This window comes from Paenibacillus sp. FSL R7-0340 (genome assembly GCF_038002205.1).
Taxonomy (GTDB): domain Bacteria; phylum Bacillota; class Bacilli; order Paenibacillales; family Paenibacillaceae; genus Paenibacillus; species Paenibacillus polymyxa_B.
Genome location: NZ_JBBOBY010000001.1, coordinates 3,670,691 through 3,692,500 on the forward strand (window position 1 = coordinate 3,670,691; position 21,810 = coordinate 3,692,500).

Here is a 21,810-nt window from a genome sequence, read left to right on the forward strand (position 1 = left end):
GCAACGGTTGACCATACCAGCCGCTGTAGAAATTCGTCCGTAATATAGCATGCCGGCTAACCAGCAGCTTCAAGCTTTCCTCGAATAGGGACGGCTCCAAGTGGCCCTCCAGATCAAAGGTCGCCTGCTCAAAATACACGCCTGTTTCTGCATTCATCAGACTATGGAACAGCATCCCCTTTTGCATGGGGGTTAACGGATACATATTTTCCAATTCCCCAACCGTCTTGGTCTGCTCCTTAATCGTATCTAATTGCTCCAGGGTCAGACCTTTTAGCAATACATCACTTGGAGTCAATTCGGTCCGCTCCTGCGTAACACAATGCTCGATCATTTCAAGCAGATTGGATTTTAACAGATTAGCCAGCATGTGGACGGTGTCCTTACGAAAGGCTTTGCCGTTATACCGAATGCCCAGTTCCAGGATGCCGTTCGTTACGATTCCGCTCACATCCAGAGCATATTTCATCTTCGTCCGGTCACTAACGACCGATCCAATCGAGTAAGGAGACATACGCATATCGCTATTTTGCAAGTCCTGATCAAACTGGCCGAGATAGTTAAAGCTTACTTGTGGCTCGGCAAAAACTTGATGTTGACCAAGGTGCTGTGCATCTGCTTGCTGACCAACGGCTTGGCCGGATTCACTCAAATATCTCCAGATTCCGTAGCCCATTCCTTTATTCGGAATATGACGCAGACTCTCTTTGACCTGTTTGATGCGTCCCGACAAGGCGTGATCACGACCGATGTCCAGCAATACCGGATATTGACTCGTAAACCAGCCTACCGTACGAGAAATGTCCGTATCCGGCAAAATATCCTCACGTCCGTGTCCCTCCAGGTTGATCAGGCTGCGTTCATGGCCGGTCCATGTGTACAGCATCATGCCCAAAGCAGTCAGAAGCAGATCATTCACTTCCGTGTTATATGCGCGGTGTGCTTGCTTCAACAGCCGTTCAGTCTCTTCTTCCGTAAGCTGGACGACCACTGTATCCGTGTCAGCCAAGGTAAATGGCTCAGCCTGCGCTTGATCCTCAGGCAAACGCACTTGGTCAGCCCAAGCGGCTGCGTTCAGTTGCTCCCAGTAGGTGTGTTCACTGTCCATAGCTGTGCTATTCGCATAGGTGGAAAGTTTTTGTGACCAGGAACGGAAGGAATCCGTTTTGTCCGGCAGCTGAAGCACTTCCTGATGAACAGCCTGTTCATAGGCAGTAGCCAAATCCTCAAACAAAATACGCCAGGATACCCCGTCCACCGCCAAATGGTGAATCACTATCAGCAGATGATCCCCATCGGCACAGTGGAACAAACCAGCCTTTAACAGCGGTCCTTCTTGAAGCTGGATACTGCTTTGAATTTCGGTGGATTTCGCTTCAATTGCCGCGCTGAGCATGGCTTCATCCGTCAAATTTCTAAAGTCCAGCACGTCCAGGTGATACAGCTCGCCTTCCTGTATTCTGCGGTTCCACGCTTTATAGCCTTGCTCGGTCTTGCTGAACACCATCCGCAGAGCATCGTGGTGCTCCGTCAGCTTGCCAAGCGCCTGACGCAAAGCAGCTTCGTCAAAGCCCTGCTCCCGGTGCAGCATAACGGCCTGATTAAAGTGATGCGCATCCACTTGCTCCTGTGCAAAGAACCCGTGCTGGATCGGAAGCAACGCCGTTTCTCCGCTCACTTCTCCCTGATCTGCCATACGACTGACCTCGTGCATATGCGGTGCCAGGGTTGCGACGAGGGGATAGCGGAACAAATCCTTCATGTCCAGCTTGTAGCCTGCCTGGAACGCACGGGACACGATTTGAATCGCCTTGATCGAATCGCCGCCCAGGTCAAAGAAATTGTCCAACATTCCGACGGTTGGCACGCCTAGGACGGATTGCCAGACCGCTACGAGTGCCCGTTCCGGTGCAGTGCGCGGCTCTACATAATCTGCTCCGCTTTGCAGGCTGCCTTCCGGTGCTGGCAGGGACTTGCGGTCGGTTTTACCGTTTGGTGTCAGCGGCATCTGCTCCAACTGAATGAAATACGACGGCATCATATAGCTTGGCAATTCCCGCCCCAGCTCATGTCTCAGCTCACCGGCGCCAAGCTCTTGACTCGCGACGTAGTACGCCACGAGCTGTGTTTGGCCCGTTTCGTCCCCACGGGCCATGATGACCGCTTCTTGTACCGACTCCACCTCCAGCAGCTGCGATTCGATCTCGCCCAGTTCGATCCGGTAGCCCCGGATTTTGACCTGATGGTCCATCCGCCCCAAATATTCAATGTTGCCGTCCGGCGTCCATCTCGCCAAATCGCCTGTATGGTACATCCGCTCATGGCCTGCCTTGCCACCAGCAAATGGATTATTTACAAATTTCTCAGCCGTCAGTTCTTCACGTTTCCAATACCCACGGGCTAATCCTTCCCCTGCAATACATAACTCGCCGGGCACACCGACGGGCTGCAACTCTCCACTCGCATTCATGATATAGATTTGGGTATTCGCGATAGGACGTCCGATATTAATGTCTTGAGCATGGGTCAGTTCCTGTACGGCCGACCACACCGTCGTTTCTGTAGGTCCGTACATGTTATAAATGCGGGGACCGTTTATTTCTTGCAGTGCTGTGAGCAGCTTGGACGGAAGGGCTTCACCCCCGACCATAATGACCTTCACGTTTCGCAGCGCGCGGGAACCTGCTTCATGACCCAGCAGCATTTGCAGCCGGGATGGGGTCATTTGCAACATCTCAATAGAATGTTGAGTAATCAACTCACCAAGCGCCTGCGGGTTCACCTGATGCTGGCGGTCGCCAAGCACAACAGACATTCCACCCAGCAGGGGCAAGATGGTTTCCAAGACGAAAATATCGAATGAAATGGTCGTGAGTGACAAAATGGTTTGGCTCGTTTCAAAGTCAATGGCTTCGCGCATCCCGGTAATAAAGTTGAGTACCGAGCGATGCTGGAGCATAACTCCTTTCGGATTTCCAGTCGAACCCGAGGTATAGATGACGTAAGCCAAATGCTCTGGGCGGGCAATCGTCTCCAGGTTGCTACTTTCTCCCTGATACAATGCGGCATCCTCAAGAAACATGGTATTGGCATGGCAATGGTGCTCTTCTGCCAGCTCACGACTGGTCAGAAGCACTGCGGCCTCGCTGTCTTCCAGCATGTATTCAATACGAGAGGACGGAAATTCGGGATCGATTGGCACATAAGCACCACCTGCTTTGAGAACGGCCAGGAGACCTACAATCATTTCCACTGAGCGCTGCACCATCAGACCCACCAGCTTGTCAGGTCCTACTCCCTGGGCTTGAAGCATTCGGGCCAATGAGTTTGCCCGTTCATTCAGTTCCCGATAAGTCAGACTCTGATTTCCAAACACCAATGCCACTTGGTCTGGCGTACACTCCACCTGATCCTCGAACAGCTGATGGATCGTCTGTTTGGACGGAAATGCACAAGCAGTGTCATTAAATGCTGCTGTAATCTGTTGTTTTTCCGCTGCTGTGACCAATTCCAGCTCTTCAACCCGAACATTTGGGTTGAGCGAAATTTGCTCCAAGAGACGGGTGAAATGTCCATACAGACGCTCAATGCCTTTCCGATCAAAACAGAGCGTGTTATACATAAAGCGAATCTTTATGCCTTCTCCCGGCATAACGGCTACGTTAAGATCGTAGTTGGTTTGCTCTGTAGCCACCACATTCGAAATCGTGAACGGTTCCTGTCCTTGGCCTCCCAGCTGCTCTACCTGCTGCTCCACCGGATAATTTTCAAATATCATAATATGATTGATTAAATCCTGCTTCTGCTCGGTCAGTGCCTGAATTTCATACAGCGGGAACGCATCATAGGCATTGGACGCCAGCGCTTGCCGCTGTGTTCGTTTCATCAGCTCGTTAAAGGCTTCGCCCTCTTCAGACTGCACACGCACTGGAATCGTATTAATAAATAGCCCGATCATGTGCTCCACACCTGGAATATCGCCTGGACGACCAGACACTACGCTACCGAACACGACATCCGAACTGTTGTTATATTTTTGCAACAGAACGCCCCATACGGTCTGAATCAACGTGTTGACCGTCACCTGATTTTGCTTCGCCACCCGTTCGATCTGAGCAACCAGCTCCGGCTGGAAGTCACATTCCAGATCTTCAGCAACATATTCCCCATCTTGCATCGATTTAGGCTGTGTTTTTTGCTGAGGAAGCGTAATTTGCTGCTCGTAGTCCGCCAGATACCCACGCCAGTATTGCAAGGCTGCCTCACGGTCCTGACGCTCCAACCATTCAATAAATCGACTAAACGGCGTGACAGGCTCCAGCGTTGGCTCATGACCCGCACGCAGTGCCAGATAGCTACCGAATACCTCCTGTGTCATAAAGGACAAGCACCAGCCATCCATCAAAATGTGATGGAAGCTCCAAACAAAGTGGTACGTATCATCCCCGGTTTGCAAAATGGAGACACGAATGAGTGCATCCTCTGCAAGATTGAATCCTTTCGCTTTATCCTCGATGACAAAAGCTTCAATACAAGCTTCTCGTTCCTCTTTTTCTAGTCCGCGCAAGTCTTCATAATATAATTGCCCGCTACGATTACGGAAGACGACCTGCACAGGTTCATCCTTCCATGAACTGATAAAGTTCGTCCGTAACGCCTCATGACGCTGTACGAGCAAATCAAAGCTTTTGCTGAAAGCAACCACATCAAAACATCCATTCAATTCAAAGGTTGCCTGCTCAAAATAAGCTGCCGAACTCTCATCCATTAGACTGAAGAAGAGCATGCCCTTTTGCATCGGCGTCAAAGCATACACATTTTCTAGTTCACCCATATCTTGTGTATCTTTCACCAATTGCTCCAGCTCGTCCAGCGTTACATGTTTTAACAAGACATCACTTGGAGTCAACACCGTTCTTTCCTGCGCAATGCAATGGCTAATCACCTCACGCAAGCCGGATGCCAGTAGTTCTCCAAGCCGTGCAATCGTTTCGTGCCGGAATTGTGTGGTACCGTAGCGAATAGTGAACATCAGCTCGCCATCCTCGATTAATCCATTGATATCTAGTGCAAAATCCATAGCCGCGTTCGTGCTAACAGGCACACCAATGGAATAGGAGGAAGGCTTCAGATCGTTACCTTTATAATCCTGATCGAATTGGCCCAGATAGTTAAAACTGATCTCAGGCTGAGTCTTTAACTGCACGCCTACTTTCTCCAGAACATTCATATCTGACAGGTATCGCAAAATACCATAACCGATGCCTTTTTGCGGAATATGACGCAGCCCTTCCTTGACCCGTTTAATCAGCCGAGCGGTATTTCCACCTTGTCCCAGACTTCCATCCAGTACAACCGGAAATTGGCTCGTAAACCAGCCGACTGTGCGCGTAATATCCACGTCGGGTACAACGGCTTCCCGTCCGTGGCCTTCCAAGTTAACCAGCACCCGTTCGGAACCAGACCATTCATACACGGCTTTGCCGAGTGCGGCCAGCAGCAGGTCATTCATTTCCGTGTTATACGCGCGATGAGCTTGTTTGAGCAGCTGCTCGGTTTCCTGCTTCGTCCAGCTGACTGTCACTACCTCGCTGTCTCCAAGCAGAGCATTGTCATTCGCAAAATCCTTCGGCAGAGGCTTCGCGAGGCTGGCTTCCGCCTGTTCGATATGCTGCCAGTATGCAAACTCCCGCTCCATCGTCACACTATTTGCGTAGGCTGACAGCTGTTTGGCCCATACCTGGTAGGAATCTGTTTTATGCGGCAATCGGATGGCTGTGCCTGTTTTACCTGCAACGGCCTGCTCATATCCGGCTGCCAAGTCCTCCAGCAAAATGCGCCATGATACACCGTCCACAACCAAATGATGAATCACGATTAGCAAATGGTCGCCTCCAGCGCAATGGAACAGACCGAGCTTCACAAGTGGACCCTCGCTCAAGTGAATGCTCGCTTGAATTTCACTCGCCTTGGCTTCTACTGCGGTGGATTCATCTTCAACTCCGCTAAAATCTACGATGTCCAGCGTGTATAGCTCGCCTTCCACCACACTGCGGTTCCAAGCGGCATAGCCTTGCTCCGTCTCACGGAATACAGTGCGCAATGCGTCATGATGCTGGACAATACGTTCCATCGTACGGCGCAGCGCGTCGACGTCAAAGCGCCCGGCTCGATACAGCATCATCGCCTGGTTGCTGTGGTGCAGATCAACCGGCTGCTGCTCGAAGAACCACCGTTGAATAGGTGTCAGATCTACCTGGCCTACTGCCTCTTCCTGGCTGGCAATCTTGCCATCTGTACGAAGCAAAGGACTGAGTGACGCTACCGTCGGATTGCTGAACAAATCCTTCATGTCCAGTCGATACCCTGCTTGCAGCAATCGGGATGATACTTGCAATGCTTTGATCGAATCGCCGCCCAGTTCAAAGAAGTTATCCTGCGTGCCTACCGTTTCGGCACCCAGCACCCCGGCCCACACTGAAGCTAAAACCTGTTCTACCGTAGTACGTGGAGCCACATAGGCTGCGCCGGTATGGATGCTTCCTTCCGGTTCCGGCAAGGCCTTGCGGTCGATTTTGCCGTTGCTCGTCAGCGGGATCATCTCCAGTCGCATCAAGCGTGCCGGCACCATATGTGCTGGCAGTCCGGCTTCCAGCTCCGCCTGTACCTCCTCGATCCGAAGCTCCGCTTCTCCCGTGATGTATCCGCACAAATACTTGTGTCCGCGTTCGTCCGTCCGGTCGATGACTACCGCTTGACGCACACCCGGCACCCGCTGGATTGCCGTTTCAATCTCGCCCAGCTCGATCCGATATCCCCGGATTTTGACCTGATAATCCATCCGGCCGATAAAGTCCACATTGCCGTCCGGCATCCACCGCGCGAGGTCACCTGTGCGATACAATCGTTCACCCGCTACGTACGGGTTCGCTACGAATTTCTCGGCCGTCAGATCCGCACGGTTCAGGTATCCCCGTGCCACCCCGGCACCGCCAATGCACAGCTCGCCCAGTACGCCGATCGGCACCGGATTCAACTGGCTGTCCACGATGTAAAATCGTGCGTTCAGCCACGCCTGACCAATCGGCACACTGCCGCTGTCCGGCAGCTTCGACAGTTCTTCGTCGTAGAAGCTGGAGTCGATTGCCGCTTCCGTGACGCCATAGCTGTTCATAATGCGAATATCCGCACCAAATCGTTCTTGCAGCACTCGGTAATCCGTCACGCTGCAGCTATCCGAGCTGGTGATCAGCAATTCCAGACCGCTCATGTCCAGCCCGTGTTCATGCACATGCTGCATAAACGGTACAATCAAGGCCGGGGTTGATTCGAACACCGTAATCTGATAGTCGCGAATCCAGCCGTATAGACGGCTTGGGTCAATGCGATCATCTTTCGGACAGATGACCATCGTGCCACCGTTATAGAGCGCCCGCGCGATATCGCCGACGAACACGTCGAAGGAGAAGCTCGCCAGCTGTAACAGGCGTACCGGGAACTGGTTCAGACGGTAATCCCGGCGATAGGCCGCAGCCGTATTCACCAAGCTGCGATGCTCAATCATGACCCCTTTTGGACGCCCCGTTGTACCGGACGTGTAGATCACATACGCCAGATCCTGCGGCTCATTGATATGTTCCACATCCGTGGCATCCCCGGTGTACAACGACTCATCGTCCAGCGCCAGTACGGTGTGCAGACGCAAGTTCGCTGCGGATTCGGATGCTGCTTCGCTATCAGACTCCGAATCTGATTTCAAGCTTAATCCCTCATTAAGGCTGTCTCTTTCCATCGTTTCAATGCTAACCGCCGTTTCCAGCTCACCTTCGGCCAAAGCCCATCGGCTTTCATTCAGCCATGCTTGGGCACGCTCCTGCAAACCTGTTTGAGTCAGTAGCACCCTAGCGCCGCTGTCCTCCAGCATAAAGCGGATACGGTCAGACGGATAATCCGCATCTAAAGGTACATATGCACCTCCGGCTTTCCATACCGCCAATACGCCGACCAGCATGTCCACCGAGCGCTCGCTCAAAATACCAACAATGGATTCGCGCCCAATGCCTTCATTCCGCAATCTACGAGCAAGTTGGTTCCCACGCTCGTTCAGCTCGCGATACGTAAGCTGCCGCTCCTCGTATACAACTGCCACGTGATTCGGCACAAGCTGCGCTTGTTCTTCCACATAGGCGTGGAACAACCCTTCTGATTGCTTTTCATCACTCCATGCAGATACGCCCACTGATCCAAAACCGTCGATGATTTTCGCTTTTTCCGAAGCAGTCACCAACTCAAGCTCATCTACCAGCGCATCTGGTCTGTTAATCGCTTCTTCAATAATATGCAGCAAATGCCCGCGGATTTGCTCTATAGCTGTACGTTCCAATACTCGCGCGTTGTACTCTAAATGGACATGAATTTCATCACCCGGCACAACCGTAATGTTGAAATCATAGTTCGTTTGCTCCGATACGGAAGCATTTGTAATCGTAAAACCATTCTCACCACGGCTACCCATTTGCTCCATACGCTGTTCCACTGGGTAGTTTTCAAACACCATAATATGGTTCACCAGGTCCTGTTTTTGCTCTGTCAGGGCCTGAATTTCATACAACGGATAGGTTTCATAAGCACGGGAAGCCAGTGCCTGCTCCTGTATCTGCTTCATTAACGCAGCAAACGTAATATCTTTCTCACTGTGAATCCGTACAGGAACCGTATTAATGAACAAACCAATCATTTTGTCTATGCCCGGAATATCCGCTGATCTGCCGGATACGACACTGCCAAATACAACATCCCGACTGTTGTTATACCGTTGCAGCACAACGCCCCATGCTGCTTGCAGAAGGGTGTTGACCGTCACTTGCTTTTGCTTAACCAGCTTGTTCATCCGTTCCGTCACTTCGCGGCCCAGTGTAAACGAAAGCTTGTCCGCTTCATATTCTTTAGCGTGACCGTCCAGCTGTTTTGCCTGCGGCAATACCGTCTGCTGCTCGAAACCAGCAAAGTAATCACTCCAGAACCGTTCAGCCTCCGCGTTGTCCTGTCGCTCCAGCCATTCAATATATTCGCTGTATGGCGTTATCGGGACAAGCTCCGGCTTGCGGTCTTCGAGGATGGCAAAGTACGTATTAAATGCTTCCCCCACAACCAGGAACAAGCACCAGCCGTCCATCAAAATATGGTGGAAGCTCCATACAAAACGGTACGACTCCTCGCCTGTACGCAAAACAGACACCCGCATCAGCTCGCCTGAGCTGAAATTAAAGCCTTCGACTTTGTCACGCTCAGCAAAATCAGCAATGTATGCGTCCTGCTCTCCTTGTCCCATTGAACGCACATCTTCAAAACGGAACCCGGCATGTTTGTGGCGGTACACCACCTGTAAAGGCTGCTCATTCCAGCCGCTATAAAAATTAGTTCTGAATATTTGATGGCGATCCACCAGTTGATTTAAGCTTTCGGCAAAAGCCTCCACTTGAAAGCTGCCTTGCAGATCAAATGTCGCCTGCTCAAAGTACGCCCCGGATTTCGGCTCCATTAAGCCGTGGAACAGGATGCCTTTTTGCATGGGTGTGAGCGAATAAATATTTTCCAGTTCTCCCGCAGCAGCCGTCTGCTCTACAATATGATCCAGCTCTCCAGCCGTCAGTCCTTGGAAGGACAAATCGCTTGGCGTCAGCTCTGGCAACTCTTTTTCCACACAGTGAGCCAATACCTCACGCAAGCTCTCCTGAAGCAGATCAGCCAGCTTTTTGATTGACTTTTTCATGAACGTTTTGTTGCTGTAGCTGATCGTCAACTCCAGTGCACCGTTTGTGATCATGCCGTTGATATCCAGAGCATACCGCTTGGTTAACGTGTCACTAATGGAAGCTCCGATGGAATAAGGAGACATGCGAAAGGCATTATTCTTTAAATCCTGATCGAATTGTCCGAGATAGTTAAAGCTGATTTCCGGCTCGCTGATAAAAGGGGCTTCCCCTTCCCTGTCAGCAAGATATCTCAAAATCCCGTATCCAATCCCTTTATGCGGCAAACGGCGCAGTCCTTCTTTGACGTTCTTGACACGCCGTCCCACATTCCGATCCTCGCCCATATCGAGTACAACCGGGAATTGGCTGGTAAACCAACCGATCGTACGCGTAATGTCTACATCCGGCAAAATGGCTTCCCGTCCGTGCCCCTCCAGATTTACAAGCACCTGACGGATGCCTGCCCACTCCTGAATTGCAGTGCCCAGAGCTGTCAGCAACAGGTCGTTTGCTTCTGTATTGTAGACGCGATGAGCTTGTTTCAAGAATTGTTCCGTTTCTTGTACCGTCCACGCTACTGTCAGTGTCCGATCATCGCGAAGCTGTGGCTTAGCCTGAGATTTACGAGTGTAATCTTTAGGCAAGGATGTCTGACTCTTCCCTGCTTGCTCAATCTGCTCCCAATACGCACGCTCATTCTCCAACGCTCCACTGTTCGCATAAGCGGATAGCTGATCTGCCCACAGACGGAAGGAATCCGTTTTGTTGGGTAAACGGACAGACTCGCCCTGTAAAGCCTGCTCATAACCGGATGCCAAATCCTCCAGTAAAATACGCCAAGACACGCCGTCGACCACAAAATGGTGGATCGCTACCAACAAATGGTCTCCATCGGTGCAACGGAACAGACCCAGCTTCACCAAAGGGCCTTCATCTAGACGGATATTGCTTTGAATTTCGCTGGCTTTGTCCTCCAGCAAATGAACAAAGTCAGACTCATTTGTAAAATCAACTACTTCGAGGCTGTACAATTCTCCTTCTTGCACGCGACGGTTCCATGCTTCATACCCACCGTCCGCATTTTGGCGGAATACGATGCGCAAAGCATCATGGTGCTCGACAATGCGTTGCAGTGCCTGACGAAGCGCCGTTTCATCCAATCGATCCTCACGATGCAGCATCAGAGCCTGGTTATAGTGTTCAGGATTGGATGGCTGCTGTTCAATGAACCAGTGTTGAATCGGTGTCAATGCCACGTTTCCACTGACTTCTCCTTGATCGGAAACGCGGCTCACCCGCTGCACTCGTCCATTCAGCTCAGCAATCGTCGGATACTGGAACAACTCCCTCATTTCCAGCTTGTAACCATTTTGCAGCAGTCTTGAAGACACCTGGATGGCCTTAATCGAGTCGCCCCCCAGATGGAAAAAGTTATCCAGCACACCAATATGCTCAATACCAAGTACAGATTGCCACACAGACACTAGCGTACGTTCTACCTCATTACGTGCCGCTACGTAATCCTCACCGGAATCCACGCTTCCTTCTGGTTGCGGCAATGCCCGACGATCCACTTTGCCATTTGGTGTCAACGGCAATTGCTCCAACTGCACAAAATATGACGGTACCATGTAACCCGGCAATTCTTGGCTCAAGGCGCTTCGCAGCTCGCTAGCCGCGATATTCGCAAGGGTGACTACATATGCACAGAGCTGCTTTTGCCCCTGCTCATCCTCACGTGCAATGACGACGGCTTCTTGCACCGCCTCCAGCTTCAGCAGCTGTGCTTCCACCTCGCCCAACTCAATCCGGTAGCCCCGGATTTTCACCTGTGCGTCAATCCGTCCTTTGTATTCCAACGTCCCGTCCTCATTCCAGCGCACCAAATCGCCTGTGCGGTAGCAGCGCTCTCCGCTGCGGAACGGGCTGTCTACAAACTTTTCAGCCGTTAAATCCGGACGGTTCCGGTAGCCACGTGCCACCCCGTCGCCGCCGACGATCAACTCCCCCCATGCCCCGACAGGCTGAAGCTGCATGGAACGGTCTACGACATACGCTGTGGAGTTGTGAATCGGACGCCCAATCGGCACCGCTTCCAATTGCACGCTGGCAATCGCATGAGTTGTAGAAAAAGTTGTATTTTCTGTCGGCCCATAGCCGTTAATGATCCGCAGGGACGGATGAGCCTCCAGCACCCGGTTAATGTGCGGTACGGACAGCACATCACCACCGACCAGCAGTTCTTGTACCCCCTCGAACAGCTCCAAGTCCTGCTGAGATAGCTGGTTAAAGAGCGGCGCAGTCAGCCACATTGTCGTGATACCATGGTTGCGCACGGCTGCCTTGAGCTTTGGAGCGTCCAAAATGACATCCTGACTTACCAGCACGAGCTGTCCACCATTCAATAGCGCACCCCAAATTTCGAAGGTGGACGCGTCAAAGACAACGGCGCCAGTTTGCAAAATGCGTGTATCAGCATCTAATTGCGCATAGTTTGTACTTTTCACCAAACGCACGACATTGCGATGTTCTACCATAACCCCTTTGGGCTGTCCGGTCGTGCCCGAAGTGTACATCAAATAAGCTAGTCGGTTTCCAAATTTACGTTCTTGTTCTCCAGCAGTGCTGTCTACGACAGACGAGGATGATTCATTTAAAATCTCATTTTTCAGATTAGTATAATCGGCATAATCCGCATGATAAGCCTCGTTTTGCTCCCAATGTACGGTATTCAAGCCTTGGTCATTCTCTGCCCCGTACACCTTAGCATCGCTCAGATCCAGTACGATTCCGGTGTATTCCTCCAGTTGCTGTTCTGCATGCTGCACCAGCAGCAACTTCGCCCTCGAATCTTCCAGCAGGTAACGGACACGTTCAGCCGGATAATCAGGGTCAATCGGCACATATGCGCCGCCCGCTTTGAGAATCGCCAACATGCCGACAATCATATCCGTGGAACGCTCAGCAACGATACCTACAGTTTGCTCGGCGGTAACACCGTGTCCGCGCAACGTGTGAGCCAGTCGATTTGCTTTTACATTCAGTTCGCCATAAGTTAAACGGGCATTTCCGAACACGACTGCTGTCTGATTCGGTGTACGTTCAGCCTGTTCCTCAAACAACTCATGAATGCCTGCTTCGTGTGGATATTCCACCGCAGTAGCATTGAATACGTCGACGATTTGTGCCCGTTCTTCCTCACTGATCAGCGACAATTCCTGTATCCGCTTGTGTGGGCCCTGCACCATATGCTCCGCCACACTCAAAAATTGTCGAATAATTCGAGCAATTTCCTGTTCACTAAACAGCTCGGTACGATAATCTAGGTACAGCACGAGTCTATCGTCATCCAGCATTTCAACCATGTGAATATCGAAGTCGTTCACCGTATCTCCGCAGAAATCGTTATCTACCTGCTGAATGGCTTCATCAAACCGGGAGAAACTCAATGTACGATACTGGATGGAAGCACCAAACAGACGCTGAATGTCCAGACTGCTTTGCTGTTCACGCAAATCCTGAATAATTTTGTTGTATGGGTAACGCTGATGCCGCAAAATGGACGCCTGCTCCTTCCCTACACCTTGCAAGAAGGTCAGCAGTTCGGATTCTGGTTCGACTAACAGACGCGTAGCCACGGTGCTGACGAACATACCGATGGTATCCTTTTCCTTCTTAGACGTACGGTTGGCATAGAGTGTCCCCACGGTTAGGTCCTGCTCTCCCGTCACTTTATGCAAATAAATATACAGAGCTGCCAGGAAGAACGTGAAAATACTAATTTTATGTTCCTCGCAAAAAGCCGTAACACCACGATACAACTCATGTTCCAGTATAAAGCTCTCCCGGCGTGCAGCTGTGCTCAGTGTCAGCGGGTTATATGATTTCAAACCTGTAGTCTCTGGCAAATCGGCAAACTTTTCTGTCCAGTACGTTTTGTCCTTTTGATAACGGTCTGATTGCTCATAGCTTTGCTCTACCTGGATAAAATCCAGATATGGATTGCCTTTGGTCGGTGCATCTTGACCTGTACCATGCACAATATCCATATAATGTCCGGTGATTTCATTAATGGCCTGATTCATGGACACACCGTCTGAAATAATATGATGCATTTTAAAATTAAACCATGTTTCTTCTGCTGCGAGCTGCAAGATAACAAATCGGTACAGCTGCGAATCCAACAATGAGAATGGCTGTGGATTATGGCGCTTTAACCATTCCTTTGCTTCTTCCGGGGTAACTTGGAGCGTTTCTATACTTTCCGCCGTAAACGGCTCTACATATTGATATGGAATCCCATCCTGAGCAGTGATCTTGATACGGAAAGAATCATTTTGGGCAATCACCCGGTTCATTGCTTGCTGCAAGGCATCTATACGAACAGTTCCCCTGATTTTTACTGTTGCAATAATTGTTGATGTATTCCGATTAGGATACAGAAGCTCCGTATACCAAATCCGTTGCTGTGGCTGGCTTAGCGAAAACAATTGAACATCTTGCTGTGTCATCCGTTTCTCTCCTCGCAAAATAGATATTGGTAAAAAGGAAATTCGCATATTTATGCGGTTTGTTCCTCGGGATGCTTTCGAAATTGAAGCTCATACAGCTCTGCATAATGACCTCCCTCGGCAAGGAGCTGATCATGGGTACCCTGCTCTTTCAGTTCGCCATCGGCAAGGACACAGATCGTATCCGCCCGTTCAATCGTAGACAATCGATGGGCAATAACTAATGTCGTACGATCCTTCATCAGCTCATTTAAGCCCTGCTGGACTTCATATTCCGATTCTGCATCCAAAGCCGAGGTCGCTTCATCCAACAGCAAAATCGGTGCATTTTTGAGCAAAGCACGGGCAATTGCGATCCGCTGTCTTTGACCGCCGGACAAATTGGCTCCGCGTTCACCGACAATCGTGTCGTACCCCTCTGGCAGCTCGCCTATGAAGCCGCTGGCATAGGCTGTTTTGGCCGCAGCCTCTACTTCTTCATCCGTGGCAGCCGGTGAGCCAAAACGGATATTATCCGCTACTGTACCGTGGAACAGCGTAGCCTCCTGTGGTACATAGGCCATTAAATCCCTGACCTCATCCAACGGAAATTCTTCTGCCAAGCGACCACGAACCCGCAGCACACCTTCGTCCGGTGGGTAAAATCCCAGCAACAGCTTCATGACTGTGCTTTTGCCACCACCACTCGGGCCGACAAGCGCGGTTACCTGCCCTTCTGGCACGACCAAGTTTAACCTTTGCAGCGTTGGATGGTCAGGCTGATAGCCAAAGGTGATGTCGTGCAGCTCCAGCGCAGCCGGAGTCTGTTCAATGGCGTGGTCTGAACGCAAGCTCTCAACATCGCCATAGAATCCCCCAGATTCACGGGCTGATAAAGCTGCCGTCTCGGGATCGATAAGCCTAGTCAGCGGTCCCTTCTTTTTAGCCGCGGGGAACTGCTCCTCTTCCTTCGACTCATCCAGAATTTCACGAATACGCGCCAAGCCTGCCAAGGAGTTTTGTAACAGTGTTACAGCCGCCCCTAGCTCCAAAAACACCGTTGAAATACCGGTTTGCAGCTGCACAATCTGTCCCAATACCCCCAGTTCCATTTGCTTCTGCGATACCAGAATCAATCCGGCGACAAGCACACCGCCCAGCGTGATGAACTCTATGACAAAATTGCACATATCCTGCAAGCCCATATGACGTCCCTGCCGAATGCTGATGCGGTTTATGTCCTCGCTTGCATCGTTACAAAGTCCACCTACCTTTGTCCTCAACCCAAACAACTTCACCGTCTGCAAACCGGAAAGCAAATCACTCAATCGTTCCGTGAACCTGCTCATCCGTCCCTGTAACTCTTCACTCGTCTTTCGCATTTTCTTCGCGAAATGAGCGTTTATCCAGGCTGAAGCCAGCCCAAGTAAAACCGCCATAATCCCAAATCGCCAATCCAGAACCATCAAAATGACCAACGAGCCCAAGAAAAGCGAAATTTCTAGTATAATCGAGCGGATATGAACGGTGTAAGCCTGCTCCAGCGCCTGTACATCGTTCGTCATACGGGATACAAGATCACCCGAATGGTGTTTTTCGGCTTTTTCGTACGATAGCTTGACAATGTGGCCAAATAGTTTCATTCGTACATCGGCAATCGCCAGCTTTACACACCGTTTATACATATAGCTGCACAGGGGGGAAATAAGACTTAATGCCAAAAATGTACCACTGACCAAATAGACCGCTCGGTATAGCTCCTGTACATCGCCATTAACCGCAAAATTCAGCAAATAATGCACCACGAAAGAAAGTAAAATCGTGATGCTGGCATTGGTCAGACTATTGCCAACCAGCCCGGTAAAATACCATTTTCGATGCGGCTTCATCAGGGACATCAACTGCTTAAATTCATAAAACCCCTGCTTGAAGGTCACGACGCTCACTCCTTTCCTCAGGCAACGAATTACCGTTTTCCGCCGTATGCTGTTCTTCTTCAAAATTTTTCAAATACAGCTTTCGATACACACCATCACGACCTAGTAATTCCTCATGAGAACCCGATTCCACAATGCTCCCCTGATCGAGTACAATAATACGGTTCGCCTGACGTACGGTTGACAGTCGATGAGCAATGACCAGTACCGTCCGGTTTTGCATTACCGCATTCATCGCATTCTGCACCTGAGCCTCCGACTGACTATCGAGTGCTGAAGTCGGCTCGTCCAATAGAAGCAGCGGAGCATTTTTCAGTAATGCTCTTGCTATAGAAATACGCTGTTTTTGACCGCCAGACAATCCGCCTCCCCGCTCGCTTAACAGGGTTTCATAGCCCTCGGGAAGTTGAACAATAAAATCATGCGCATGTGCCGCTTTCGCCGCCTCGACAATTTCTTCCCGAGTCGCCTCCAGACGTCCATATCCGATATTTTCTGCAATGGTGGCCGGAAAAAGCGACGACTCCTGAGATACCATCGAAATATGACTGCGCAGGCTTGTTAAATTCCAATCTGTCAAACTCTTTCCAAATAGTTGAATGGTTCCGGCATGCTCTCCAGGTTCATTAAATCCGCAAAGCAGCTTGAAAATCGTGCTTTTACCGCCACCGCTGGCACCGACAATCGCCACCATATCCCCTTGCCCTGCCTGGAAGCTGATATCCTTCAGCACTGTGTTCCCTTCATCGTAGCCAAAGGTCAAATGCTCAAAGCTGACTATAGCAACACCATCAACGCCATCATCGCTTTCTGCTCCGCCTTCACTCATTCGGTTGGCTTCCCCATCTGCATCGTCTTCCAAATGAGGCGCCCTATTCTCTCGCCTCTGATCTACCAAGGTCATTTCGCCGTCCTGACGTTCATTCTGCCAATCCAGCACCTCAAACAAATGCTTTGCGGCTCCACCCGCTTCCTTCATTTGCGAAATGATTGTCGGCAGCATGGCAATCGGCTGTAATATGAACGAAATCAGGTATAAAAAAAGTACAATGCCTCCAGCATTCAGCTCTCCTTGTTGTATCAGGTATCCTCCGTATACAATGACCAAAATAATTGGTGTTGCCAGCATCATCACACCTACTGGAGTAATGGCTGCATAGCGCTTTTCTAGCCTTAAGCCGCGCTTGACGACCTCCTCCATAATCACCATATACTTCTTCAACAGCACAGCTTGCATATTGAATGCCTTGACGATAGGGATTCCTCCGATTGCATCTTGCCCCACAGCGTTCAAATGAGCAATTTTCTCCTGAAGATCTGCGGAATATTTTTCAATCGGCTTGCTCATTAGTGATGTTATGATCATTCCTATTGGCATGAGCGCAAGACTTGCCAATATCAGTTTCCAGCTTGTCAGTAAAAGCAATATGAGTGATGCCGTAAACACAAGCGGTAAATAAAACAGATTGGAAAACTGCTGGATAAAAAAGTTCTGTAATACTGCCGTATTATTGGTTAGACGGGATACCAAATCTCCGGTAAATTTCCTTTCCACGCTGGAAACCGGTAAATCGCAAAACTTATGTACGAGATCGCCTCTCAAGTCGCGCAGAGCACTAACACTAAAACGCGCTGAAGCGTACCTCATCACAAACTTACAGGGCATTCCAATTAGCGTCATACCAACAACCAGATAGATCATGTTCTGGGTAGAGGAGAATGTCCCCTGTGCCATTTGCTCAATAGCCTTACCCAAAATAATGTCAATAGCTGCCAAACACAAGGAGGCGATCACCGTTATGAAAACCCATAGATTATACGGCCTTACATAACGTGCGACTCTCCGAAAAGCAGAATTTGATCGAAACAAGGGCATCCCTCTTTTCGTTGCCCACACTTTTTCAGTGGGAACTTTTTATATTGGCTGTGGACGTCGTTGAGATAAACTCTGGGTTTGGATGCATGAGTATCCGTACAGAATAAAATGCGATTTTGAACTATGCTGGAATTTGCATCTTGTTTGTGGGTTGGTTGTCGATTGTTGCTGAGATGGTAATAACGAAGTGTATCGTGATGTGTGGGACATTCAACTCTGTCTGAATCGTGGTTGTAGGGTGCTTGTGTTGTAAGCTGTATGAGCTGCTGCCGCGTGGGCCATCGGCGAGGATGTAGAAAGAATGTTCTCGACTGCGCTCATAACTTCTTGTTCTTGTTCATGGATGAAAAAGTGATTACCTTCGAACATCTGAACATCCATAGGTGATGTCGTATGCTGTTGCCAGGCATGGAGTGAATCTGTGCTAACCTCAAAATCCTTCATTCCGCCTAAAACGGTCATCGGACATACCAGTGGATTTCCCGGCTGATAAACATAAGTTTCACATACCTTAAAATCTGCACGCAGACGAGGCATAATAATTTGCATCAATTCTGCATTTTGCAGCACCTCTTCAGGTGTTCCCTGCATCAAACGAAGCTCTTCGGTGAAAGAATCGTCTGCTAAATCATGGAGTCGTTTTTTGGAGTATGGAAGATGTGGTGCGGATTTACCAGATATGATGATATGCACAGGTAGCTTTCCAGTTTTGCTGTACAACTGTCGTGCTGTTTCAAATGCAATCAGTGCACCCATACTGTGCCCAAAAAAAGCGAACGGCTTATGCATGTATGGGGCCATAGCGGGAATCAACGATTGAACGATGTCCTGAAGAGTATCCATTGGAGCTTCTGTTGAGCGGCTTTCACGTCCTGGAAGTTGTATAGGCAACACGTTAATATCAGGCGCGAACCTAGACTTCCAAGAGTTAAATATGTAAGCGCCACCACCAGCGTAGGGGAAGCAAAATAGTTGGAGCTTCGCAGTCGGTTGGACCTCTGTTTTTGCGAACCAAGATTGTGATCGAGTTGTCAAATGAATTCCTCCATCCTCTATGCAGTTCATAATTTTACAGTAAATCCTTATATCTCTTTTTTTCTTCCAACACTTTCTAACTGTTTTTAAATATACAAACTTTAAAACCGCTTGGCATGGGACAAAAGGGCTAAATTGATGGAGCTCATAAAAATAAAACAAAATCCATATTATGTTATTTGTTTCCAAACTTCAAAAGCAACAATTTCACTTTTTGTATTAGTTATCTGTCAATCATGATCTGTTAATTTAGTTTAAAACGAAATTTTTGGTTTTCACGAATTTTGTAAAACTAAACTCATTATGATTTACATTGAAGCTCCAACCCCTTATCCTACAACAATTTTATCTTTACATGCCATTAACATAAATGTAACAAATTCAACCTGATATCATCCGACAAATTCCGCCTTTTTCCGCAACCCTCTTTAACCTCCTAAATAATGGATTTAATTTGTATCAAGCTCACATAAGCCAAAATTAATAACTCTTTAATTTTGTAATAAATATTGTTATTTCATAGTCCTAAAGGACCATATTTTGCATATTTTTTTCTGACTCTTCGTCTAAAAAATTCAGTTCGGATTGAGTTTTTCTCTCCCAAAGCTATGAATTTTCTTTTCAAACTCTAATAGAAACGTTTCTATCTCGCTTCAAAAGTACCTGTTCTCTAGAAATTTATAGCCTTACTTTTAATCTTCCCCCTCAAAAAACAGTAACGGCAAACAGCAAGGCTCCCTGTTGTTGGAGACTTGCTGCTTTATAAATTTCATTATGTTTGACTTCACTATCGGTCGATATGCAGAGTGTTGTAAGCTTTATTGTAGTTATCCCCCAATCATATTAATTTAGTGGAATGGAGTATATGTATGGGTTTCTTGTATATTTTCCAAAACGCGAAAGCCTTATGGTATACAAAAAGAGCACAGCCCATTAAGGCTGTGCTCTTTAATCTTGCTTGGCGACGTCCTACTCTCCCAGGACCCTGCGGTCCAAGTACCATCGGCGCTGGAGGGCTTAACGGTCGTGTTCGGGATGGGTACGTGTGGAACCCCTCCGCTATCGCCACCAAACATGAATTTACATCGTAAATTCTATCGTACGGTTATTCGGTTCATCACATATCGTGTGAATGAATAGCCACGCGCTTGTCGTATGTCACTTGTACATACCTTCAAGGTTACACCCTGAAAACTGGATCCGAAACTTATTTGCGTTTTATTTAGGATAAGCCCTCGACCGATTAGTATTGGTCAGCTCCATGCATTACTGCACTTCCACCCCCAACCTATCTACCTCGTCGTCTTCAAGGGGTCTTACTAATTGGGAAATCTCATCTTGAGGGGGGCTTCACGCTTAGATGCTTTCAGCGCTTATCCCTTCCGTACATAGCTACCCAGCGGTGCTCCTGGCGGAACAACTGGTACACCAGCGGTACGTCCATCCCGGTCCTCTCGTACTAAGGACAGCTCCTCTCAAATTTCCTACGCCCACGACAGATAGGGACCGAACTGTCTCACGACGTTCTGAACCCAGCTCGCGTACCGCTTTAATGGGCGAACAGCCCAACCCTTGGGACCTACTTCAGCCCCAGGATGCGATGAGCCGACATCGAGGTGCCAAACCTCCCCGTCGATGTGGACTCTTGGGGGAGATAAGCCTGTTATCCCCAGGGTAGCTTTTATCCGTTGAGCGATGGCCCTTCCATGCGGTACCACCGGATCACTAAGCCCGACTTTCGTCCCTGCTCGACTTGTAGGTCTCGCAGTCAAGCTCCCTTCTGCCTTTGCACTCTTCGAATGATTTCCAACCATTCTGAGGGAACCTTGGGGCGCCTCCGTTACTCTTTAGGAGGCGACCGCCCCAGTCAAACTGCCCACCTGACACTGTCCTCGCACCGGATCACGGTACCAAGTTAGAACCTAGATACGATCAGGGTGGTATCCCAAGGATGCCTCCCTTCAAGCTGGCGCTCAAAGTTCAACGGCTCCCACCTATCCTGTACAGATCGTACCCAAATTCAATATCAAGCTGCAGTAAAGCTCCATGGGGTCTTTCCGTCTTGTCGCGGGTAACCTGCATCTTCACAGGTATTAAAATTTCACCGGATCTCTCGTTGAGACAGCGCCCAAGTCGTTACGCCATTCGTGCGGGTCAGAATTTACCTGACAAGGAATTTCGCTACCTTAGGACCGTTATAGTTACGGCCGCCGTTTACTGGGGCTTCGGTTCATAGCTTCGCCCGAAGGCTTACCACTCCCCTTAACCTTCCAGCACCGGGCAGGCGTCAGCCCGTATACTTCGCCTTGCGGCTTCGCACAGACCTGTGTTTTTGCTAAACAGTCGCTTGGGCCTTTTCACTGCGGCCCCCTCGGGCTATTCACCCTACCGAGGCACCCCTTCTCCCGAAGTTACGGGGTCATTTTGCCGAGTTCCTTAACGAGAGTTCTTCCGCGCGCCTTAGAATTCTCTTCTCGCCTACCTGTGTCGGTTTGCGGTACGGGCACCTTCTCCTGGCTAGAGGCTTTTCTTGGCAGTCTGAGATCATGACCTTCGCTACTACAATTTTCGCTCCCCATCACAGCCCAGCCTTACGATGTGCGGATTTGCCTACACACCAGCCTCACTGCTTAGACGGACATCCATCAGTCCGCGTCACTACCCTACTGCGTCACCCCATCGCTCATAACGGATTACGGTGGTACAGGAATTTCGAC

At 49.5% G+C, this 21,810-nt stretch carries 4 protein-coding genes and 2 rRNA genes (2 of these 6 only partly in view); all 6 read right to left on the reverse strand.

The window, feature by feature from the left end; translation table 11 throughout:
- A protein-coding gene (locus MKX59_RS16050; RefSeq protein ID WP_340858538.1) for a non-ribosomal peptide synthase/polyketide synthase crosses the window boundary here: on the reverse strand, positions 1–14,266 show its beginning. The gene continues 27,947 nt to the left of window position 1, outside the view; only the first 14,266 of its 42,213 coding nucleotides appear in the window; its start codon is at positions 14,264–14,266; the stop codon falls past the left edge of the window.
- Between the two features lie 50 nt (positions 14,267–14,316).
- Complete coding sequence (locus MKX59_RS16055; protein ID WP_028541394.1) at positions 14,317–16,182, reverse strand: ABC transporter ATP-binding protein; 1,866 nt, start codon at positions 16,180–16,182, stop codon at positions 14,317–14,319.
- Positions 16,157–18,052, reverse strand: a complete 1,896-nt coding sequence (locus MKX59_RS16060) for an ABC transporter ATP-binding protein (protein ID WP_081365948.1) — start codon at positions 18,050–18,052, stop codon at positions 16,157–16,159. Before MKX59_RS16060 ends, MKX59_RS16055 begins: the two co-directional genes overlap by 26 nt.
- 216 nt (positions 18,053–18,268) lie before the next feature.
- Positions 18,269–19,093: a thioesterase II family protein gene (locus MKX59_RS16065; protein WP_028541396.1), complete on the reverse strand. Its 825-nt coding sequence runs from the start codon at positions 19,091–19,093 to the stop codon at positions 18,269–18,271.
- A 956-nt stretch (positions 19,094–20,049) separates the two neighbouring features.
- Positions 20,050–20,166 (reverse strand): 5S ribosomal RNA (gene rrf / locus MKX59_RS16070).
- Positions 20,167–20,316: 150 nt separating this feature from the next.
- Positions 20,317–21,810 (reverse strand): 23S ribosomal RNA (locus tag MKX59_RS16075) (it continues 1,431 nt past the right edge of the window).